The following is a 21,947-nucleotide window of genomic DNA, read 5'->3' on the forward strand; positions in this document are numbered from 1 at the left end:
AAACACCGACTGCGGCAACCCGTCGAGGAGGACTCGCGCCTACGAGAGCCGCTCGAGGACGAGCGCCTCGACGTCCTCCCGGTACTCGTCGACGGCGATCTCCTCAAGGACCGGCACGAAGAACCCTTCGACGAGCATGTTGCGCGCCGTCTGCGGGTCGATCGTCCGGCTCTCGAGGTAGAACAGGTCCTCCGCGTCGACCTGACCCACGGTCGCGGAGTGGGAGGCCTCGGTGTCGTGGTTGTGGATGATGAGCTTCGGCGAGGCGTCGGCCTCGGCATCGTCCGACAGCATCAGCGTGTTCTCACGCTGGTAGCTGGAGGTGCTCCACGCGTCCCGACCGACGTCTTGGACCCCCTCGTAGACGGACCGGGCGACGTCGTCGAGGACGCCCCGGGTCACGAGGTCGGCGGTCGTGTGCTCGCCGAGGTGCCACACTCGCGCGTTGATGTCGAAGTGCTGGTCCTCGCTGCCGAAGAACGTCCCGACGATCTGGCTCTCGGAGCCGTCGCCGACGAGTTCGGTCTCGACGTCCGAGCGGGCGAGCTTCGATCCGAAGTTGCTCTCGATCCAGTCGACCGTCGCGTACGTGTCGGTGACGCCGCGCTTCAGCGAGTAGGTGTACGTGTCGTCGTCGAGGTTCTGCAACGAGCCGAACTGGACGTGGGCGTTCTCGCCGCCCACGACCTCGACGAGGTTGCTGAAGTAGCGGTCGCCGTCGACGGAGCCCTCGCCGGACTCGATCGATTCGAGGATCGTCACCGACGACGACTCCTCGGTGACGACGAGCGTCTGGCTGAACAGCGACCGGGAGTTCATCTCCGCGCGAACCGTCACGTCCTCGACGTCGACGCCCTCGGGGACGTAGACGAACGTGCCGGTGGTAAAGAGCGCGACCGACAGCGCCGTCAGGTAGTTGTGCTCGGGGTCGAGCACGGAGCCGAAGTGCTCCGCCATGACGTCGCCGTACTCCGCGAACGCCTCGGTGAACGGCAGGACGACGGCGTCGTCGCCGCCGGCCGACCGCTCCGTTGTGTCCGACTGGTCGAGCGGGTCGACGAGCGACTCGAAGTCGAGCGCCTCCAGGTCCGTCCACTTCCGGCCGGGCGTCCGGATGACGTCCGGTAGCTCGGCCGTCTCCAGCGCGTCCAGCGCGCTGAGACGGGTCTCGAGGAGCCACTCGGGCTCGTCGCGTTCCTCCGCGATGCGTCGTACCGTGTCCTCTGAGAGGCTCTCGATAGCTTTCGTACTCATGTTATCCGAGCGAACCCTCCATCTCGAGCTCGACGAGCCGGTTCAGCTCGACGGCGTACTCGATGGGCAGTTCCTCCGTGATGGGCTCGATGAAGCCCGAAACGATCATCTGTTTCGCGTCGTCGTCGTCGAGGCCCCGCGATTGGAGGTAGAAGATGTCCTCGTCGCCGATCTTCCCGACGGTCGCCTCGTGGGCGACGTCGACCTTCGACTCGTTGATCTCCATGTACGGCATCGTGTCCGACGTCGACTCGTTGTCGAACATCAGCGCGTCACACTCGACGGCCGTCGAGGAGTTCTCCGCACCGTCGGCGATGTGGACGAGCCCGCGGTAGTTCGTGCGGCCGCCGTCCTTCGCGATCGACTTCGACTCGATCGTGGACTTGGTGTTCGGCGCGTTGTGGTACACCTTCGCGCCGGTGTCGATGTCCTGACCCTCGCCGGCCATGGCGATGGTGATGTGGTTGTCGGACGCGCCGCGCCCCTTGAGGATGCTCGCGGGGTACAGCATCGTCGCCTTCGAGCCCATCGAGCCGGAGATCCACTCCATCCGGCCGCCCTTCTCGACGATGGCGCGTTTCGTGTTGAGGTTGTACGTGTTCTTCGACCAGTTCTGGACCGTCGAGTACTGGACGTGGGCGTCCTCGCCGACGAACACCTCGACGCCGCCGGAGTGGAGGTTGAACGCCGAGTACTTCGGGGCCGAACAGCCCTCGATGTAGTGGACCTCGGAGCCCTCCTCGGCGATGATGAGCGTGTGCTCGAACTGGCCCATCCCCTCGGAGTTCATCCGGAAGTACGCCTGCACCGGCATGTCGACCGTCGTGTCCTCGGGCACGTAGACGAACGAGCCGCCGGACCAGATCGCGCCGTGAAGCGCCGCGAACTTGTTGTCGCTCGGGGGGACGCACTTCGTCATGAAGTACTCCTTGACGATCTCCTCGTGTTCACGGACCGCCTCGTCCATGTTACAGAAGATGACGCCCTTCTCCTCCCACTGTTCCTGCATGTTCTGGTAGACGACCTCGGACTCGTACTGTGCGCCGACGCCCGAGAGCGCGTTCTTCTCCGCCTCCGGAATGCCGAGCTTGTCGAACGTGTCCTTGATCTCGTCGGGCAGCTCCGTCCAGTCGTCGACGCCCGCCCGGACGTCCACGTCGGGGCGGATGTACGGGATGATCTCGTCGACGTCGACCTCGGAGAGGTCGGGCTGGCCGGGCCAGTCGGTGGGCATCGGCATCGCCTGGAACTGCTTGAGCGCGCGCAGACGGCGCTCCAGCATCCACTCCGGCTCGTCTTTGTCCTCCGAGATGAGACGGATCGTCTCCTCGGTGAGCCCCTTATCTGCCTTGAAGGCGGACTTCTCCTCCTTCTTGAACTCGAAGCGGGCCTCGGTGTCTGTCTCTTTCAGGTGGTCTTGTTCTGAACTCATGGTGTTAGTTTACGTCTCTGGGTTCTTATCCGTTATCTGTAACCACATCAGGTTACGCTGCCTCGTACACTTCCTCGCGAACCCAGTCGTAGCCCTCGTCCTCGAGGTCCTGCGCGAGCGACGCGTCGCCGCTTTTCACGACCTCGCCGTCGAGCATGATGTGGACGCGGTCCGGCTCCACGTACTCGAGGATGCGCTGGTAGTGGGTGATCTGGAGGACGCCCGTCCCCTGCTCGTCGCGGAGGGCGTTGATACCCTCCGAGACGTCCTGCAGGCGGTCGATGTCGAGCCCGGAGTCGATCTCGTCGAGCACGGCGACGACGGGTTCGAGCATGGCGGCCTGCAGCACTTCGTTCTGCTTCTTCTCGCCGCCGGAGAAGCCGGCGTTGAGGTACCGCTGCATGAACCGCTCGTCCATGTCGAGCAGCTCCATCTTCTCCTTGAGGATCGACTGGAACTCGGCGACGCCGATCTCGCCGTCGTCGGCGGGACCCTCCATCGGGGAGGTATCGTAGCCGGCGTCGTCGTCGTCACCGTCGTCAGCCTCGTCCTCGTCCTCGAACAGCTCCTCGCGCTCGGCCGCCTTCGCGTTGAGCGCCTGCCGGAGGAAGTTCGTCATCGTGACGCCCTCGATCTCGGCGGGGTACTGGAAGCCGAGGAAGATGCCGAGCGCCGCGCGCTCGTTCGGCTCGAGTTCGAGCAGTTCCCAGTGGTAGTCGTCGTCGTCGAGCTCGACGTCGATGTCGTCGACATCGGACTCGTCGAGGTGCAACAACACCTGCCCGTCGGTGACTTCGTACGCCGGGTGGCCCGCGATGACCTTCGCGAGCGTCGACTTCCCGGAGCCGTTCGGTCCCATCAGCGCGTGGATCTCGCCCGACTTCACTTCGAGGTCGACGCCCCGAAGGATCCGTTCTCCGCCCTCTTCGGCCACCTGTGCGTGGAGGTTCTTTATCTCGAGAGTTGCCATATGTAAGGTCGTGCCTCGTGGTCGATACGAGGTGGTTGGCGGGGTTAATGGTTACGGAATCACCCGTGAGAGTACCTAAATGGGGGAAGAAAACTTTCCGTACCGAAAACAGCTGTTTCGTATTGCTACATAAAGGAGCCGAGTCCCGTCTGTTCCTGGCCCGTCTTGACCTCCTCCCACGACATCCCGAGCGCCTCGATCACCCGCTCGATCGGCCCTTTAAGCGTCTTCTCGAGCATCTTCTCCCAGTCGACCTCGAACTCCGGTGGCACCTGGTCGGCGTACTCGAAGCAGATCACGTCCGGGTCGCGTTTGAACTCGCCGTAGAGGAGGTCTCGCTGGGGGTCGAGGCCCTCCTCGGATTCCATCCGCCGCCAGAAGTCCGGGTGTACCTTCTTCAGGTAGAGCCGCTTGGGCTTCGAGCCGTTCCCGAAGTTCGTGCCGAAAAGCAGGTTCGCGTACTGCGCGCCACGGACCTGCGCCGTCGGCGTCTCGTACGCGTCGAGCCGTTTGCCGATCCCGCCGGGGATCCCCACCTCCTCGACGTCCATCTCGCCCGCGAGGAAACGGTCGATCACGTCGGAGAGGTACGTCTTCACGTCCGCGAGGTCGTCGTCGATGTCGTCGCCCGTGACGATCGTCTCGATGACGTGCTGTTGGACCTCCTTCGTGATCCCCGCGATGTCGGACCGTTTGTACTCGAAGCCCGTGATGTCGATGTCGTCGACGTCGTTCCCCTCCTTCCAGACGATGTGGCCGGCGTATCGCTTCTTCTTGCCCGCCTGGAAGAAGCGGCGGTAGAGCTTCTCGAACTCGATCTGGAAGCGGTGGAACTCGGCGTTCAACTCCTCGCGAGCGAAGTCGTCGTAGCGTTCGTTGATGTGGTCCTCGATCTCGAAGGAGGTCTCGATCGCTTCCTCCTTCGACATGTCTGACAGGGATATCATGACGCTGTCAGTATCGCCGTATGCGACTTGATAATCGAGCTCGTTCGTGGCCGTTTCGGTGAAGTCGATGACCTCTCGACCGGTCGCTGTGACGGCTGCTGCGCCCTCCTTGTCGTAGAGGCGGAACCGATCCCATCCCGTTACGCCGTATAACGACTGTCCGACGAACTGGAACTTCCCGTTCCGTCCCGCGAGGAGCGTGTGGTTATCCTCGACGGTCACGCAGTAGACCCCGTCTTCGGCCTCGCTTCGAGTCGCGCTCCGATGCATCCGAAGCGTGTTCTTCGCGTCTTCCGTGACGTAGATCCGCCAGCTTCCGCTGTCGTGACTGTAGCTCGCGGTGATCCCGAGATGCGCACACAGACGAAGCACGTCGTCCCGTAGCTCCTCGCTCGACGTCGTGTATCGCCACGATCCGGTCCGCCGGTCACCGTCGCCGTCGATCAGCGTCTCCAAGAACGCTCGTTTCTGCGCTCTCGTCGCCTCGAAGACGAGGTCAGGGATTCGCTTCTCGAAGCTGCCGTCGCCACAGCGGTCACGGAGGAGCCCCCCGAGTAGCTTCGAGGTGAACTGATAGCTGCGCTCGTCGACGTAGTAGTCCATCTCCATCCGATCGAGGAGCTCGCCGATCGTCGCGTGATCGGAGCCCCCGCCGTCCGCGACCGCGTCCTGTGCGATCTTCACGGTCGTTGCCGACCCTCGCCGGTTCTCACCGAACGTCTTCGCTTCGGAGGTGTAGACGTTCCCTTCGGTGACGTACCACGCAAGCAGTTCGAGGAAGTCGTCGCCGTCGAACGTCCGGGGGATCCACTTGCGACCGGATTCGCGGTGAATAACGCTCGTCTCACAGACCGACTCGATGTACTCGCGGTGGTCCTCGAACTCCGAGGCCGTGAACACGTAGCCGGTCTGTCCGAGATCCGCCTTCGGAACGCGCCGCGGTGTCCATCCCAACTCGGCAGTGAAGGTGTGACCGTGGACGCTCGGCCGGACCCACACTTCGTACTCGCCGTCGACGAGCTCGGTCAGGTCGACCTCATCGACTCGCTCCCCGTCCGGTCCGGTCCAGTCGTGGGGGAGCTCGTAGTTCGTCGCCCGATCGAGATCGGCGGCCTCCACGAAACCGTATCCGTCTTCGGAGATCCCGTTCGTCTCGTTTTTTCGGACCAGCATCCGGTGGTTCGGCGTGACTCGGAAGTCGATCTTCGAGGTCTCGATATCGACGAGCTCCCCTCGATAGTCGGGGTACGTGTGGGTCTCTTCGACGGTCTTGACCGCCATCTCCTCCGTGTCGGGGTCGAGCGAGTACACGGCGTCGTCGACGTCCAAATCCGTGATCGACCGAACGCCTTCGGGAGTCAAGACCTCGGTGTCGGGCGTGAAGCAGTTCATAATCACCTTGACAGCTCCCTGCTGTCGGTCGTACTGTTCGTAGGGTTCGGTGCCGGGAGCGTGGTCGTTCCGGCGGGCCTTCTTGTCCTCGCGTTCGGAGAGCAGCTCGTCGACCATCTCGCGCATGATCCCGTCCGGCTCCTTCCGGAAGTGGGTCCCGTTGGGCGCGACGTACGTCTCGCCGTCGTAGGCGTCGGGGTTCACCTTCGTCTCCGGCCCGGCGTTGATCGTCACCATACACATCGGGTACAGCGACTTCAGGTCCTGTACCGTCACCATCTCCTTGACCCCGGTTATCGGGTCGAAGACGGCCCCGCCCTCGAAGTCCTCGGACTCCTGTTGCCCCTTCGTCGGGAGCGCGAACTTGCCGAACGCCTTGTGGAGGACGTACATGTCGACGGTGTCGCCGGGCGTCGGCGCGTCCTCCAGCTTGCAGCCGACGAACGTCCGCACCTCGTCCCAGAAGTCGATCACGTCCTGTTTGCGGTCGATCTCCACGCAGAGCTCGACGTCGCGGATGCTGTATTCGAGCAGGCGCTCGGGGTCCTGCTCCCACAGATCGCCGATGTCGCCGGCGTACCGTTCCTTGCCGACGCCGAGCTCGCGTTCGCCGACCGCGTCGAGGCGGTAGGACTCGAGCTCCGTGAACATCGTCCGTTTGTACGCGTACAACAGGTCGAACACGACCCGACCCTTGATGTCGGGGCCGCCCCAGCCGGAGCGCCACACTTCGCCGATGCGGGAGAGCCGATCGACCGAGAGGTCGTACTCGCCGTTCGTCCGCTCGTCGACGACCTCCATGCGGTCGAGGAAGTACGGCGCGTCGAAGTCCTCGAAGTTCCAGCCGGTGAGGACGTCCGGGTCCGTGTCGTCGAGGTAGTCGATGAACGCGTCGAGCATCGCCCCCTCCTCGGAGAACGTCTCGACGCGGAACGCGAGCCCGCCATCGTCGGCGACGTACTCGTCAATTCCGCCGTCGTCCGCCCCGCTCTCAACGATCCCCTCGTAGTTCGGGAGGTCCGTCGGCGGCGGGACGTCCCCGTCCGGCGCGTCGTACAGCCAGATCACGTACTCGTCGTCGTAGGAGTCGTGGCTGGTGAGACAGATGATCGGCTCCTCACCGTCCTCGGGAAACCCGCGGCGGTCGTCGACCTCGATGTCGAAGGTGTTCACCCGCATCTCGGCGTCGACGTCGGCCGGTTCGAGGTGTCCCTCGTGGACCTGCAGGCTTCCCGATCCGTCGTCGAGGCGGCGCTCCTCGACGCGGATCCCGCCCTTGAGGCCGTTGTCGATCAGGAAGCGGTTCGGGAAGAGGATGTCCGCCTCGAACGTCGTCTCGAAGTCGTCGCGGATCGCCCCGACGTCGCGGGGCGTTCGGGTGACGATCCGCGTCAGCGGCTCGCCGCGGATCTCCTCGTAAGGCTCGCCGTCGGGTGTCTCCTCGCGCGTGCCAATGACGACGTCGTACTCCTCGACGGGGTCGCGATCGAGGTCCGCGGTCGGGACGTAAAAGTACGGCTCGACGCCGAGCACGCGCACGTGTTCGTGAACGTCGTCGCCGTCCGCGACGGGGCGACGACCGAACACGTGGATGACGGGGTATTCGTCGCTCCCGTACCCCTCGACCGCGTAATCGATCTGCGTGATCATCAGCTCGACGGTCCCGGTCGACGCCGGGAACCGCGCCTCGTCGACGTCGACGACGTCGCTGACGTGGCCGCGCCCGCCGCCGGCGACGACGACCGCCTCCTCGGCGGCGAGGTCGTCCCGATCGCCGGTCGTCCGGTCGGCGTCGTCCGCGACGTCGGGCGAAGAGAAGTCCGACAGTCCCGACTGGTTCATGCGCCTCCTTTGGCGTACCCGGCTAAAAAACTCGGCTTTCGGGGGCGGCGAGGGTTCCCGCCACGGAAAGGCATTTATTATGGTACTCCCTACCACACTTCGTGACCTCGAACCCACACGCGGACGACGGGACGCATCGCTCGAGCGACCGTGAGGCGGACGACGCCGGGGTGGAGTGCTACGAGGACGGCGGGAACGTGGTGCTTTTCGACGCCACGAACCCGCTCGCGTGGGTCGAGGCGAGCCGAACGGTCCGGCTCACCGACGCGGCGTGAGACGGTCAGATCCCCGTCGCTCCCCGGGATCGGGGACGTGGGGACCGCTCGGTGAACGGCAAGGGACGGCGAGCACGCTCGGACACCGCTCCTGACGGTCGGACACGACCCCTTTTTGAGTGACGATACCGTACGAACCGGCGTGAACCCGTTCGACGAGGACGACGAGGGCGAGATCTCCATCGGCGAGCGCTCCGACGTCGAGCGGGACATGACTCCGGACATCCCGAAAGCGCCGTCGGTGAAGACGTTCGACGACACCGGGAACTTCGACGCCGCCGGCGACGTCCACCGGGACACCCTTCGGGCGTTCGTCGCCTGCGTCATCTACGCGAACGCCGCCCTGTTGCTCGTCAGCCTCGGCCCGATGGTGTGGTTCTTCGAAGGGTGGACGCAGATCGGTGCGGCCCTCCTCGCCGGGGGAGTACTCGCCGGGATCCGAGCCTACCAGACGTATCGTGCGTGGGATCGGTCCCGTGCCGAGCGGGACGACGACGCCGGAGGCGAACCCAGAGACGACCACGACGACGCCGGAGACGACCACGACGACGCCGGAGACGACCACGACGACGCCGGAGGCGAACCCAAGGACGACCTCGATGACCCCGCACGGGAGCCCGCCCCGGAAGCGTAATCCGTCAGCCCGGCGTCGGTCACGGTATGCAGACGGTTCGTGACGCCGACGGCACCGCCCTCCTCCTCGTGAAACGGTCCGGCGAGTCGAGCCGGGTCCGCGACCCGGCGACCGGCGAGGAGCGATACGTCGACAACGCGACTCTCACCGTCGTCGACGACGAGTCGCCGCTTTCGACCGCCGCGTCGGGCGTTCCCGCCCCCGTTCGCCGAGTGATGGGGGCGGTCCACGACGACCGCACCCTCGGGCTCCTCGTCGAGCTCGTCGATCACGGCCCGCTCTCGGTCCTCGAAGCGATGGACGCGTACGACATGTGCGAGTCCGACCTCCACGGTCGGCTCGCCGAGTTCCGTGCGGCCGGGCTGATCGACGAAGCCGACGTCGCCGGCCGCCGAGGGTACGAGGCGACCGCGATCGCCTCGGCGGCCGTTCGACTGCTCCGTGGAGAGACGGACGGACCGACGTAGCCCACACCAACCCGCACGACCCGTGACGACCCGATCAGTCGTCCGCGAGGGAGGCGGCGTCGATCCCGATCGCGTCCTCGCGGGTGACCGTCGACCGGTTGGACCGCGGGTCCTTTTCGACGGTGACCAGCTCGTCGGCGGCCCCGACCAGCTCGTCGTCGTGGCTCACGATGACGATCTGTCGGACGCCGAACCCCCGCATCTCCTCGACGAGGGTCACGAGCCGGGAGACGTGTCCGGAGTCGAGGAACACCGTCGGCTCGTCGAGGATCAACGGTGGGGTCGGCGCGGCCCCCTCGATCCCCTCCGCGAGGAGTCGGTAGATCGCACAGCGAAGCGAGAGGTTGAACAGGGCCCGTTCCCCGCCCGAGAGCTGTTCGGGGTCGAGCGACTCGCCGTCCTTCTGGTACACGGTGAGCACGTACTCCCCGTCGAGTTCGATGTGTGAGTACGCGTCGTTGCCGTACACCAGGTCGAACGTCTCGTTCAGCGTCCGCTCCAGCTCGGCGACGTTGCGTCGCCGCAGCTCCGCGCGGAGGTCGCCGTACATCGCCTCCAGCGCCGTCGTCTCCTCGTGGAGGCCCGCGAGCGCGTCGACGTTCCCGGCCAACGCGTCGTGCTCCTCACGAAGGGCTTCGAGCTCCTCGATCTCGGCAGTGACGCCGCCGATCGCGTTCTGAAGCTCCGTACGCCGCTCGTCCAACCGATCGAGCTCGCCGACGACCTGTTCCAGGTAGTCCTCGGCCGTCCGTTTCTTCTCACGAGCGGTTTCGACCGCCGACTCGTCGACCGCCTCGGCGAGCTCGTCGCGGCGGTCCCGCTTGTCCGCGAGCCGGTCGCGTCGCTCGTCGTTGACCGCCGTCACGTTCTCGCGCCGCTCGCGGAGGCGCTCGATACGGTCCTCCAGCTCCGCGATCGTCTCCAGTCGCGACGCGACCGCGTCGACCCGCTCGCGGCTCGCCGCGACCTCCTCGAGCGTGTCCTCCAGCTCCGCGACGCGCTCGGTGGCGGCCTCCGCTTCCGCCCGCTTTTCGGCGGCGACCTCACGGAGCGTCTCCGCCTCCTCGCGGAGCGCCTCCGCCTCCGCCCGCTCGGCCGCGGCCTTCTCACGCTTCCCGTCGGCCTCCTCGCGCCGCTCGGCGACGCGCTCCTCGATCATCGCCGCCGCGTCGTCGATTTCCGCGAGTCGCTCCTCGGCGGCGACGAGCCCGTCGAGCGCGTCGATCCGGTCGGCCAGATCCTCTCCGCGCTCACGGGCGGCATCGAGGTCGTCTGCGAGCGTCGCGGCGCGCTCGCGGTCCTCCTCGACGCGGTGAGCGTGTGGCGAGTCCTCGACGGACTGGCCGCATTCCGGACACTTGCCGGCGTCGAGCAGTTCCTCCGCCTCCGCGACGCGGCCGCGGGCGTTCTTCAGGTCCGCCTCGAGCTCCGCGACGCGTTCGCGGACCTCGCCACGTTGCGTCCGGAGCTCCTCACGGCGGTCGGTCGCCTCGCCGCGTTCGACGTCGACATCGGCCGCCGCGAACCGTTCACGGAGCTCCGCGGCCTCCGCACGGAGGTCGTCGAGGGACTCCTCGCGCTCCTCCGCGTCCGCCGCCGCGTCGGCGGCGTCGGCGTCCAGTTCGTCGGCACGCTCCGTGGCGTCGTCGGCGCGGGCGACGAGGTCGCTCGCCTTGTCGGCGAGGTTGGTCGCCTGGTTGCGGAACCCCTCGGCCGTCACGCGGACGTCGCCCAGCGCGTCCTGGATCTCGGACTCGCGTCCCTCGAGCTCCTGCCGGCGTTCCGCGATGGCGTCCGAGGTCGCGGCGTCGATCCCCGCCGCGTCGAGCCGCTCGTCCGCCTCGGCCCGGAGCTCGTCGGCACGCTCCCGCGCCTCGCGGATCCCCGATCGCAGCTCGTCGCGCTCGGTTTCGGCCTCGCGGAGGGCCGCCTCCAGTTCCTCGATGTCGGCCTCGATCCCGCGCAGGTCCTCGCGCTTCTCCTCGTACGCCGTCAGCACCGCAGCGGCCTCCTCGCGGGTCGTCTCCGCTTTCGATCGCTGTGTCTCGTAGTTCTCGACCCGTTCGTCGAGCTCGGCGAGGTCGCTTTCCAGGCCGTTGAGCCGCTCGTGGAGGTCCCGGTCCTCTTTGGCCGCGATCTGTTCGTCGAGCTGGTCGAGCCGTCCCCGTCGGTTCTCGAGGACGTCCTCGACGCCGAGCCGGGCGTCGCCGGCCCGCTCGCGGTACTCCTCCAGCTTCCCGAGCTGGAGCAGGTCGTCGATCGTGTCCTGTCGCTCGCCCGGCGAGGCGTTGATCAGCTTGTTCACCTCTCCCTGTCTGACGTACGCGCAGTTGACGAACGCCTCGGCGTCCATGCGAAGCAGCTCCGTCACGAAGGTCCGGACCGCGGTCGCGCCGTCGCGAGTCACGTCGGCCCCCGCCGTCGCCTCCAGCGTGCACTGGTGGTCGATCCGGCCGTCGTAGTCCTTGAGCCGACGCTCGATGTGGTACGAGACCCCGTCGTGGGTGAACCAGAGATCGACTTCGGTCTCCGCCTCGCCGTTGGTGATCACGCCGTCGAGGGTGCCGTCGAGCGCCTTCGAGCCGTACAGCGCGAAGAAGCACGCCTCCAGCAGGGAGGACTTGCCGCTGCCGTTGAGCCCGTGGATGACGGTGACCCCCTCGGTCAGCGTCAGGTCAGCGTCGCCGTACGGCTTGAAGTTCGAGAGCCGGACCCGGTCGAACCTCACAGGTAGTCCTCCATGGAGACCTGCCCGTCGGTCGGATCCGGTTCGTTCACGGGCCCGTGCGCGTCCGGGTCGCCGTCGGGGGTCTCGTCATCGACTCCGTCGCCGTCGGGGGTCTCGGCATCGGCCCCGTCGCCGTCGCTCCCGTCGACGGGTTCGCCGTTCGCTTCCCCGTCGTCGGCCGCCCCAACGAACGCGTCGAGGTCGTCGAGCCGCTCCTCGATCCGGGTCTTGACCTCCTCGCGGACGTTGCTGTCGGCGACCGTCTCCGCGCGAACCGCCTCGTCGACCTCGATGGCCGCCTCCGAGAGCCCCATCCCCGCGATCCGTTCGCGGACGGCGTCCTCCGGGTCGGCGAAGCTCACGTCGATCTCCGCGTCGGTCTCGACCGTGCGCCGGTCCGTGACGCGGGCGATGAGAGCCCCTCGCTCCGTCGTGAACTCCTCGATCGCCGCCGGCGTGACGGGGTCGCCGTCGCCCGTGACCTCGACGAGCACCACCGCGTCGGTCAGGTCGTGTTCTCGGACGCGTTCGCGCACGCGCCCCTCGCCTTCGCCCTCGCGGAGGTCGACGCTGACGAAGACGAACGGGCGGGTGTCGAGCGCCCGTCGGCGGATCCCGACCGGGTCGTCGCCGTCCGAGGCGTCGCCGAACGTCACGATGTTGTAGCCGCGGCCCTCGCGCTCGCTCGCACTCGCGCGCTCCGTGGATCCCGGATACGTGACCCACGTCCCGGCGACCTCCGCGCGGTCCGGCGTGTGGTTGTCGCCCAACAGCATGGCGTCGAAGTCGACGGTGCTCTCGGCGAGCACGGTCTCGGTGTCCCAGTCGGCGTACGCGAACGGCTCGAACAGGCCGTGTGCGACCAGCGCGGCGTGGTCGGCGTCGTGCGGCTCGAACGCGTACTCGAGGTCGTCGCGCCGCGAGACCGGCACGTGGTCGAGCCCGTAGATCGCGACGTCGCCGACGACGACGGGCTCCGCGCCGAGCCGCGTCGCGAGCCCGAGCCGCTCGAACAGGTCGAGCCACTGGCCGCCGCGCGTCGATTCGTGGTTGCCGACGACCGCGAGGAACGGGATCCCGGCGTCGTCGAGCCGGCGGAGCGTCGCGATCGTTCCGAGGAGATCGGGGAGGTCGGGGCGACGGTCGTGGAAGAGGTCCCCCGCGTGGACGACCGCGTCGACGTCGTCGTCGAGCGCGTCGTCGACGACGGCGTCGAACGCGTCGAGGAAGTCCTGTCGTCGGACCGGCGAGTGGTACTGTCGGTACCCGATGTGGGTGTCGCCGGTGTGGATCACCCGTGTCATTCTGTCGACCCTTGGCCGGTGTCGGGTTTAGGGGTTCCGGCGGCGTGGCGGGGCCGGTCCGTTCCGGACTCCTCGCGGGCGGCGACCGCGCGGAACCGACGGTACGTCGCCAGCGCGTCCCGGCCGCGCTCGGCGGCCCCCTCGCGTCCGTCGCGTTCGGCCGCGTCGACCGCGTCGGCGAGCCGCTCGAGGCCGACGGCGTCGACGAACCCCGCCGCTCGACGGACGTCCCCGCGGGCGGCATCTGCCTCGTCGATGACGGCGACGTACGGGCGGGTAGCGGTGTCGGTGCGCGTTGCCAGCGCGGCGAGCGCGCGCTTGACGGTGACGGTCGAGACCACGCGGTGTCTGGCGCGGTATGACTGATAAAGGAGGCGGTGGGACGGAAGGGAAGCTGGGCAAAAGGGACAGTCGTGTGGAAGGGACAGTGGGTGAGAGGGACAGTCGTGTGGAAGGGACAGTGGGTGAGAGGGACAGTCGTGTGGAAGGGACAGTGGGTGAGAGGGACAGTGGGTGAGAGGGACGGTAGGGCGGAGGAGGACAGTAGGGTGGAGGGGGACAGTAGTGTGGAAGGGCGGTGGGGCGGCGTGGTGGACGGACGATTCGACCGCACGGGATCGGGCGCGAGTGCGCGATCGATCGACCGCGTGCGGGGGCGAGAGAGCGCCGGGACGAGAGCGCGCCGGATCTAGACCGACAGCGAGTACAGTCGTTTCCGGGCGTCGGCGAACGAGAACCGGGAATCGACCACGTCCTCCTCCTCGAGCCGGGAGAGGGCGTAGCGGACGGTTCGGGGAGGTAACAGGGTCTCCTCGGCGAGCTCGCTCTGCGTCAGGGTGTCGTTGTAGTCGAGGACCTTCGCGACCAGCTTCGCGCTGGGCGGAAGGTCACGGACGGGCTCCCAGCGGTCCGTGACGTCCTCGTCGGCCGCGACTGCCTCAGTCGTGCTCATGCGTGATTCACGATGAGTCATGCTGCTAAATAATATTTACTATCTATTCTGATTACTGCTAAGCATTCAAGGGCAGAGGCGACGAGAAACGACACCACATCGACTTCGGGACCGGAACGACGTCTCGTCGGGGAGTACCCCGACCCGAAGCCTCTTATCCGCGACCCGCCTAAAAGCCCCCAATGAGCGACACGGTGGACGACGTCGATATGCCGTACGAAGAGGCGTCGGCGTCGAGACAGGAGAAGATCGAGTCGTTACAGGATCGGCTCGAGGTTCTCGAATCGCAAAACGAGGAGATGCGCGACAAGCTCCTCGACGCGAACGCGGAGAACAACAAGTACCAACAGAAGCTTGAGCGGCTCACCCACGAGAACAAGAAGCTCAAGCAGTCCCCGCTGTTCGTGGCAACCGTCCAGGAGCTGACCGAGGACGGAGCCGTGATCAAACAGCACGGCAACAACCAGGAGGCGCTCACGGAGGTCACCGACGAGATGCGCGAGCGGCTCGACCCCGACGACCGCGTCGCCGTCAACAACTCGCTGTCGGTCGTGAAGAAACTGGAGAAGGAGACCGACGTCCGCGCCCGCGTGATGCAGGTCGAACACTCCCCCGACGTCACCTACGCGGACATCGGCGGGCTCGAGGACCAGATGCAGGAGGTCCGTGAGACCGTCGAGATGCCGCTCGAGCACCCCGACATGTTCGAGGACGTCGGCATCACGCCGCCGAGCGGCGTCCTGCTGTACGGGCCCCCGGGGACGGGCAAGACGATGCTCGCGAAGGCCGTCGCCAACGAGACCGACGCCACGTTCATCAAGATGGCCGGCTCCGAGCTCGTCCACAAGTTCATCGGCGAGGGCGCGAAGCTCGTCCGCGACCTCTTCGAGGTCGCCCGCGAGAACCAGCCCGCGGTGATCTTCATCGACGAGATCGACGCCATCGCCTCGAAGCGCACGGACTCGAAGACGTCCGGCGACGCCGAGGTGCAGCGCACGATGATGCAGCTGCTCTCGGAGATGGACGGCTTCGACGAGCGCGGCGAGATCCGCATCATCGCCGCAACCAACCGCTTCGACATGCTCGACCCCGCGATCCTTCGTCCCGGCCGATTCGACCGCCTCATCGAGGTGCCGAAGCCGGACACGGCGGGCCGGGAGATCATCTTCCAGATCCACACCCGGAAGATGAACCTCTCGAACGACGTCGACTTCACCGAGCTCGCCGAGCTCGTCGAGGACGCGTCCGGCGCGGACATCAAGGCGGTCTGTACCGAGGCCGGGATGTTCGCCATCCGCGACGACCGCACCGAGGTCACCATGGACGACCTGCTGGCCGCCTACGAGAAGCTCAGACAGGAGGACGACGCCGGCGCGGACGACTCGCTGGCGTTCGCGTGAAGCGTCTCGGGCCGGCGACGGTCCGCAACCGACGCCGCGTCGTGAGCGACGACGGTCCGTAACTGACGGCGAGCCGCAAGTAACGACCCGAGAGCGACGACCGACACGCCGGCGATCGAGACCCTTTTTTCGAGCGACCGACCGCGGAGCAGTCCGGCTACAGCGCCGCGAGTAGGAGGAACGGGAGGACGAAGAACGCGACGAAGATCAGCGCACACGCCAGTCCGTAGCCGGCGGCGACCCCCGCGAGCGCATGCCAGCCGTCCGGTCCGTCCGTACCGTCCCCGACCGCGACGTCGGTGTTCATACCGACTCCTACGGCGGGTCCGTGTTAAACGTTGATGCCCGCAACGGCCTGTCACCGTGGCGGGACCCGCGATGTCGTGAGGACGGTCGTCAGACGTCGCCGGCCATCGCTCGGAACAGCCCGTCGGTGAGCGCCTCGCGGTCGACGGTCGCCGGCTCGCCTTCGTCGGTCGGATCGCGGTCAGCGACGACCGTGCCGCCGCCCATCCGTGCGTGGCCCCCGCCGTCGCCGTTGTCGACGTCGACCAACACGGCCTCGATGGCGTTCCCCATGTGGACGCGGTCGTCGCGCGATCGGCCGGAGAGGTGGAGCGTCCCGTCACGTTCGCCGATCACGACGACCGCGCTCACGCCCTCGAGCTGGATCAGCTCGTCGGCCGCCTGCGGGATCGCGTCGACGTTGTTGACGCCGCCGACGTCGGCGACCGCGAACGACCCCTCGATCCGGCGGCCGGCGATCGCCCGGGCTTTCACCTCGAGCACCTCCGCGTCGACCGCGGGGTTCGCGATCCGATCGAGCTGGTCCTGGTCGACGCCGGGGTAGACGTACGCGGCGGCCGCGAAGTCCGGCTCGCTCGCGCCGACGGTGAGGTGTTTGGTGTCCGCGAGGATCCCGTACAACAGTCCGGTGGCGACCCGGGTCGATAGCGCCAAGTCGCCGGCCGTCTCGCTGGCGTGCTTGTCCGGCGGCACCGGAACCGCGTCGTTGTCCTTGAAGTACTCCGCGACGATGGAAGCGGTCGCACCGTAGTCGGTGCGGACGTCGGTGAACGCTTCGCCGGTTCCGTCGCCCGGGTGATGATCGACGACGGCGATGGGAAGGACGCCGTCAGCGCCCGCGAATCCCCGTGCCTCGTTGTGATCGACGAGCACCACCGACTCCGCCGCGAGGTCAGTGACATGGTCGATCTGGTCGAGGTCGAGGTCCAGCACCGTCCGGAACGCGCGGTTCTCCTGATGGCGGATCTGGCCGGGGAACTGGATCGTCGCGTCGACGTCGAGCTGGTCGGCCAGGGAGGCGACGCCGACCGCCGCCGCCATCGCGTCCGGATCGGGGTTCGGATGCATCAGGACGGCCACCGCGTCCTGTTCGGCGAGCAAGCGACGGAACCGGACGCCGGGCGCGCGGCGGAGCCGCAGGAAGGCGTACGTGCTCGCGAGCACGACTAGCGCCGCCACCACGCCCGCGGCAGTCAGTTCGGGGTGGGTCCGGACGAACCCCTCCACGCCCGCGAACGTGTTTCCCGCGACCGCTGGAACCCACATACACCCAGTCGAAACCACTGACAGCACAAGAACCTTGTTGGCGTTTTTGACCTTTCACCGGCAACAAGATCGGGAAGGGACTACCTTCCGGACGCCCGAAACGCCTCGATCGCGGCCCGGTACCCCTCACGGAACGTCGGATACGCCAACTCGTAGCCGAGCCCTCGAAGCCGGTCGTTCGAGCAACGCTTGCTCGTCCGGATCCGCCGACGGGCGGCCGCCGAGAGGTCGCCCTCGGCGATCCGTGCCTCCTTCGACCGCTTCTCCGGCCGATCGACGCCGCACTCGTCGGCGAGCCAGTCGGCGAACGCGTGTTTCTCGACCGGCTCGTCGTCGACCACGACCACGGGCTCGCCCCGCGCCCGATCCGTCTCCAGGAGGAACCGAACCGCCCCGGCGGCGTCGTCCCGGTGAACCATGTTGAGGTAGCCCGCGGTGACCGGTCCCCTCACGTACCGCTCCAGCCGGTATCGGTCGGGGCCGTACAGGCCCGCGAAGCGTGCGACCGTCCCGTCGATCCCCGCATCCGACCCGGCCTCCAGCGCGACGCGCTCCGCTGCCGCGAGCACCCGCGTCTTCTCCGTCGTCGGGTCGATCGGCGTTTCCTCGTCGACCCACGCCCCGCCGTGATCGCCGTACACGCCCGTCGAGGAGGTGTACACCAGTCGGTCCGGCGGCGAGGGCCGTGCCGCGTACTCGTCGACGACGTTCCGGAGCCCGTCGACGTACACGGCCCGGGCGGCGTCGGCCCCTCGCCCCCCGGAGCTGGCCGCGAAGACGACGGCGTCCGCGTCGGGCAGCGCCGACAGTGACTCTGGGTCGGTCGCATCAGCGCGGACCGGGTCGACGTCCGGGGAGACCGCGGCGACAGCGTCGAGCCCGTCGGCGGACCGTCGAACCCCAGAGACGTCGTGATCGCGATCGTCGAGCTGTCGGGCGAGCTCGAGCCCGACGTAACCACACCCCACGACGACGACTCTCACGGCTTCCTCGTCTCGATCACCGCGAGGATCTCGGCGAGCTGTGCGAGCGTCATCGCGGCGCGACCTTCCAGCGCCTGCTGGACCTCCTGACCCGTGAGGTCCGCGTCGATCGCGCCGGCGATGGTGTCGACGTCGAGCACGGCGGTCGTCATCCCCATCAACAGGTGATCGCGGAGCTCGAAGACGACCGCGTCGGCGTCGATGTCACGGGTCGTCGCGATCACCGCCGCGCCCTCCTCGACCGTGAGCCCCGCGACGTCCCCGCCCGCGATCGCGTCGATCGTCGCCGCATCGAGCGACGTCCCCTCGAGAACGCGGTCGCGACCCGCCTCGGCGAGCGCATCGACGACGAGCGTCTCGAACGCCGCGAGCAGCGACGCCGCCTCGACGGCGTCGTCGGTGGCGTCGTCCGCGGTCGGTCCGGCGTCGTCGACGGCCTCGTGAAACATGCCGTGATCTCGGCGGGCACCTCCCAAAACGCCTGCGGTCGGGGCGGGGTGGCGTCGACAGCGGCAGCGACACGTTCGCGGTCAGACGCGACAGTCGTCCGGAGCGTCGGGCGCGGGCTCCGTCTCGGGGTCGAGCGCGTCCGGTCCGCCGGGACAGGGCCATCCGGGCGAGGTCTCATCGCGCGTGCCGTCGACGTCGCCGACGCCGGGCGGCCCGGCGGGAACCGCCACCACGACGATCGTCCCGGTCTCGAACCGGACCGGATCGGTCGCACCGAACGACACCGGCGTCCCGCCGACGTCGACCGTCACGTCCCCGGCGGACCGGATGTACGCGAACGGTTCGTCCGGGGTCCCGACGTCCGCGTGAAGCGTGAACTCCGGGTACTCGCCCCGGACCTGAACGCGCCAGGCGTTCACCGTCGCGACCCAGTACCCGGGAACGGGCGCGACCGGAAGCCCCGCCCCGACGCTCCGAACGGGCTTCGGAGCCCACCGCTCGGCGGTCTCGTGGCCCGCGCGTTCGACGCCGTCCTCGACGGACCCCTCCAGGCGGTCGCGGATCAGTGCCCGCGACCGCTCGGTCGGCGCGTCGACGAACCGGGACGGCACCCGGACCGCGTCGCGCCCGGTCGTCGTCCGGAGGGTCACGCGGAGGCTCGCGGCGAGCGCCGCCTCCTCGGCCGACGAGAGCGATCCGCGGTCGGCGGCGGTCGTCGCGACGCGGTCCGCGTAGCTCCCGTTTCCGACGGCGACCGCGCGGTGGCCGGGCGAGTCGTACGTCGCGGCCACCGAATCGACGACCTCCCGACGCTCCCCCCGCGAGAGCGAGGTCCGCTCCCCGAGCGCCCCGACGAGCGCGTGGTCGACCGCTTGGAGCGGACCGTGGAGGCGGTCGGCGAGCGCGTCCCGATCCGCACGCAGGTCGGGATCGGCCTCGGGGCCGCCGGCAGCGTCGAGCGCGGTGTCGGCGGTCACGAGCGCCCGCCCGGCGACGCCGAGGGCGACCGTGTCCTCGGTGCCGAGGATCCGGTCGACGATCCCGCCGGAGACCTCGTCGTACGGGACGGTGACGTAGTTCAGGTTCCGAACGGCGAGCGGACGCGTCGTCGTCCCGTCGACCGCCTCGACGTTCGCGCCGTCGACCGCCGTTCGCGGCAGATACCCCGGGGACCCGTCCGGAACGAACGTCACGTCCCCACCGGGGCCGCCCGCGCCGACGCGGTGGGGATCCGTCTCGCGCGCCGCCTCGCGGCTGGCGATCACCTCCCCGACCGACGGCCCGCCGAACGCGCCCTCGACGCGGTCCAACAGCCCGTCGATCGCTGTTCCCTCGTCCTCGGACGCGGTCTCGAGTTCGTCGACGACGGCGTCGACGTAAGCGGCTCGGGCGGAGACTCGGGCACGATCGGCCGCCCCGTCGTAGGTCGCCGGCGCGTCGACGAGCGCCGAGCGACGGTCCCGGATCGCGTCCGCGAGGTCGCCGTACGGGTCGGCCTCGCCGGCGGCGACGTCGCCCATCCGGACGTCCGTCTCGATCGCGTGAACGTCGGCGCGAAGCTCCTCGATGTCGGCCGCAACCCGTTCCTCGAGGTCCGCCGGGCGGCCGCCGAACACCACGGTCGAGCGGGAGACGTCGCCCGACCGAACCGCGTCTCGGGCGACCCGATCGACGTCGCCCGCCGTCGCGACGCCGAGGTCGTCCCGGGCGTCGGCCGGGGTGTCACCGAGGTCGTCGCCGTCGATCCAGCCGCCCGCACCGAACGTCGTCGTCGGCCGGGACGGCGCGTGTCCGCCCGGCGCGTACGTGCCGGTCGCGGTCACCCGAACGCGATAGCGGTCGGTCGTGCTCGCGCGGGTCCGAACGCGCTGGGTTTCGACGGTCACGTTGCCGTCCGCGTCCGTCCGTTCCACCTCCCGCTCCCACGTGGCGGTGGCACGCCGATCGACCGCGACGGAGCGCGTGGCGCTGCCGAACGACAGGGACCGCCCGGCCCGCACCGTCCCGGACGGCGTCCCGGTGGGGACGTCGCTCCCGCCGACGACCGAGACCGATTGTCCCCTCGATCCGCCGGTCCGACTCCACTCCCGCCCGGGCGACGACGGGCGCGGCCGACCGCCGTGGACGACCCTGACGGCGGAGGATTCGGCGGTCGCTTCGACCCGGTAGGGGTCGCGAACGAGCGCGCCGAGGTCGTCGTGGACCGCGGTCGCGGCCACGTCGGCCGCGTGTTCGATCGCCACGGCGGTCTCGCCGTCGAGATGGTCCGTGTCGTCCCCGAACCCGTCCTCGGCAGCGAACGCACCGGTATCCCCGGGCGTCCCGCCGCCCGTCTCGCTCTCCCCGCCCGCACCGCCCGTCTCGCTCTCCCCGCCCGCCCCGCCGGTCGGCGTCGGCGCGTCGAGAACTGTCTCGCTCCACGACGACTCGTCGAGCCCGGTCGGCGCGAGCAGGTCCGTCAGCCCGGTCTCGGCGGCCGCGCGGGCGACGCCACCCCGTGCGTGCGGATCGGTCGCACCGAAGACGTCCCGCTGCGTCCGGACGATCCCGGCGTTCGTCGACAGCTCGACGTGTCGGTTCGCGAGGACGTTCCGAACCGGCGCGCCCGCGTACTGTGCGTACCCGCGCGCCCACGTCATCGGGTAGAGGCTGGCGGTGAGCTGTCGCCCGAGCCCGGGGCCCTCGACCGGCCCGCGCCCGAGCCGCTCCTCGAACCGCTCCGTGCGCTCGTGGGCGGCGAGCGTCGGCACGGCGACGACGACCGTGCGATCGCGGGTCCGGTCCGCGACGACGCGCCCTTCACGGAGCGCTCGCGTGTGCACGTCGCGGAACGTCACGCGCGTCGCGGTCCCGTTAGCCACGGGCTCGACGGAGACGCGGCCGCGTGCCTCCGAGAGACCGTCCGGGTCGTCGACCGCCGGGAGCGACGCCGACGCCGTGACGGGACCGACCGTGGCCTCGGTCTCCGAGAGCGACTCGGCGGCCGCGATCGCCAACCGGAGGCGGAACGCGTCCTCGAACGCCGACCCGGGCCGTACGGCGTCGGTTGCGACCGTGTCGTCCCCTCTGGGTCGACCGTCCGGCGTCGCCCGCGTCACCGGCTCGGCGGCGGCCGCGTGGGCCGCCTCGCGGGCGGCGTGTTTCAGCGCCGTCGTCGTGTCCGCGTCGACGCGTTCGACCGCCCGCTCGACGTCCCGGTCCTCGCCGACGAGCCCCTGCTCGGCCACGCCCGCCGCGTACGCCGTGCTCATGACGAGGAGCAACACGCCGATCAGCGCGAACGGGACGCGGCCACGGCGGTCCGCGAGGAACGACACGTCGACCACGTCTCGGAGTCGGTCCACG

The 21,947-nt window shown here is 68.6% G+C and carries 17 protein-coding genes; 4 read left to right on the forward strand and 13 right to left on the reverse strand.

Annotated features, from left to right (window positions below; all coding sequences use genetic code 11):
• Nucleotides 1-39: 39 nt before the first annotated feature.
• From sufD to GRS48_RS14705, 4 genes are all read right to left on the reverse strand, one after another.
• Nucleotides 40-1,254 (reverse strand): Fe-S cluster assembly protein SufD, encoded by a 1,215-nt coding sequence (gene sufD / locus GRS48_RS14690; protein ID WP_159487848.1) that lies wholly within the window; start codon nucleotides 1,252-1,254, stop codon nucleotides 40-42.
• A 1-nt stretch (nucleotide 1,255) separates the two neighbouring features.
• Nucleotides 1,256-2,686 carry a Fe-S cluster assembly protein SufB gene (gene sufB / locus GRS48_RS14695; RefSeq protein ID WP_159487850.1) on the reverse strand — a complete coding sequence of 477 codons (1,431 nt, stop codon included), beginning with the start codon at nucleotides 2,684-2,686 and terminating at the stop codon, nucleotides 1,256-1,258.
• Between the two features lie 52 nt (nucleotides 2,687-2,738).
• Nucleotides 2,739-3,656 (reverse strand): ABC transporter ATP-binding protein, encoded by a 918-nt coding sequence (locus tag GRS48_RS14700; protein ID WP_159487852.1) that lies wholly within the window; start codon nucleotides 3,654-3,656, stop codon nucleotides 2,739-2,741.
• Between the two features lie 125 nt (nucleotides 3,657-3,781).
• Nucleotides 3,782-7,837 carry a DNA polymerase domain-containing protein gene (locus GRS48_RS14705; protein WP_159487854.1) on the reverse strand — a complete coding sequence of 1,352 codons (4,056 nt, stop codon included), beginning with the start codon at nucleotides 7,835-7,837 and terminating at the stop codon, nucleotides 3,782-3,784.
• Nucleotides 7,838-7,938: 101 nt separating this feature from the next.
• Here GRS48_RS14705 and GRS48_RS15155 point away from each other — a divergent pair, with 101 nt between their 5' ends.
• From GRS48_RS15155 to GRS48_RS14715, 3 genes are all read left to right on the forward strand, one after another.
• Nucleotides 7,939-8,112 (forward strand): hypothetical protein, encoded by a 174-nt coding sequence (locus GRS48_RS15155; RefSeq protein ID WP_235028093.1) that lies wholly within the window; start codon nucleotides 7,939-7,941, stop codon nucleotides 8,110-8,112.
• Between the two features lie 142 nt (nucleotides 8,113-8,254).
• Complete coding sequence (locus GRS48_RS14710) at nucleotides 8,255-8,746, forward strand: hypothetical protein (protein ID WP_321168481.1); 492 nt, start codon at nucleotides 8,255-8,257, stop codon at nucleotides 8,744-8,746.
• A 26-nt stretch (nucleotides 8,747-8,772) separates the two neighbouring features.
• The gene (locus GRS48_RS14715; protein WP_159487858.1) at nucleotides 8,773-9,213 is read left to right on the forward strand and encodes a hypothetical protein; all 441 of its coding nucleotides are present in this window, start codon (nucleotides 8,773-8,775) and stop codon (nucleotides 9,211-9,213) included.
• A 34-nt stretch (nucleotides 9,214-9,247) separates the two neighbouring features.
• On the opposite strand, the gene rad50 is transcribed toward GRS48_RS14715, so the two are convergent.
• From rad50 to GRS48_RS14735, 4 genes are all read right to left on the reverse strand, one after another.
• A complete protein-coding gene (gene rad50, locus GRS48_RS14720; RefSeq protein WP_321168482.1) occupies nucleotides 9,248-11,941 on the reverse strand; it encodes a DNA double-strand break repair ATPase Rad50 in 2,694 nt (897 codons plus the stop codon).
• Nucleotides 11,938-13,245 carry a DNA double-strand break repair protein Mre11 gene (gene mre11 / locus GRS48_RS14725; RefSeq protein WP_159487860.1) on the reverse strand — a complete coding sequence of 436 codons (1,308 nt, stop codon included), beginning with the start codon at nucleotides 13,243-13,245 and terminating at the stop codon, nucleotides 11,938-11,940. Before mre11 ends, rad50 begins: the two co-directional genes overlap by 4 nt.
• Nucleotides 13,242-13,586 (reverse strand): hypothetical protein, encoded by a 345-nt coding sequence (locus GRS48_RS14730; RefSeq protein WP_321168483.1) that lies wholly within the window; start codon nucleotides 13,584-13,586, stop codon nucleotides 13,242-13,244. Before GRS48_RS14730 ends, mre11 begins: the two co-directional genes overlap by 4 nt.
• Nucleotides 13,587-13,933: 347 nt before the next feature.
• Nucleotides 13,934-14,197 (reverse strand): helix-turn-helix domain-containing protein, encoded by a 264-nt coding sequence (locus tag GRS48_RS14735; RefSeq protein ID WP_159487862.1) that lies wholly within the window; start codon nucleotides 14,195-14,197, stop codon nucleotides 13,934-13,936.
• 182 nt (nucleotides 14,198-14,379) lie between these two features.
• Between GRS48_RS14735 and GRS48_RS14740 the strand changes: the two genes are divergently transcribed.
• Nucleotides 14,380-15,597, forward strand: a complete 1,218-nt coding sequence (locus GRS48_RS14740; protein WP_159487864.1) for a proteasome-activating nucleotidase — start codon at nucleotides 14,380-14,382, stop codon at nucleotides 15,595-15,597.
• Nucleotides 15,598-15,754: 157 nt separating this feature from the next.
• Here GRS48_RS14740 and GRS48_RS15160 read toward each other — a convergent pair whose 3' ends face one another.
• From GRS48_RS15160 to GRS48_RS14760, 5 genes are all read right to left on the reverse strand, one after another.
• Nucleotides 15,755-15,904, reverse strand: a complete 150-nt coding sequence (locus GRS48_RS15160; RefSeq protein WP_200840287.1) for a hypothetical protein — start codon at nucleotides 15,902-15,904, stop codon at nucleotides 15,755-15,757.
• 89 nt (nucleotides 15,905-15,993) lie between these two features.
• Nucleotides 15,994-17,169 carry a bifunctional oligoribonuclease/PAP phosphatase NrnA gene (locus tag GRS48_RS14745; protein WP_159487866.1) on the reverse strand — a complete coding sequence of 392 codons (1,176 nt, stop codon included), beginning with the start codon at nucleotides 17,167-17,169 and terminating at the stop codon, nucleotides 15,994-15,996.
• Between the two features lie 80 nt (nucleotides 17,170-17,249).
• Nucleotides 17,250-18,152, reverse strand: coding sequence for an NAD-dependent epimerase/dehydratase family protein (locus GRS48_RS14750; RefSeq protein ID WP_321168484.1), 903 nt, complete (start codon nucleotides 18,150-18,152; stop codon nucleotides 17,250-17,252).
• Nucleotides 18,149-18,601 carry a DUF5791 family protein gene (locus GRS48_RS14755; protein ID WP_159487868.1) on the reverse strand — a complete coding sequence of 151 codons (453 nt, stop codon included), beginning with the start codon at nucleotides 18,599-18,601 and terminating at the stop codon, nucleotides 18,149-18,151. Before GRS48_RS14755 ends, GRS48_RS14750 begins: the two co-directional genes overlap by 4 nt.
• 81 nt (nucleotides 18,602-18,682) lie before the next feature.
• Complete coding sequence (locus tag GRS48_RS14760; protein ID WP_200840288.1) at nucleotides 18,683-21,946, reverse strand: hypothetical protein; 3,264 nt, start codon at nucleotides 21,944-21,946, stop codon at nucleotides 18,683-18,685.
• Between the last annotated feature and the right edge of the window lies 1 nt (nucleotide 21,947).

The sequence above is a fragment of the Halorubrum sp. JWXQ-INN 858 genome (genome assembly GCF_009806985.1).
Taxonomy (GTDB): domain Archaea; phylum Halobacteriota; class Halobacteria; order Halobacteriales; family Haloferacaceae; genus Halorubrum.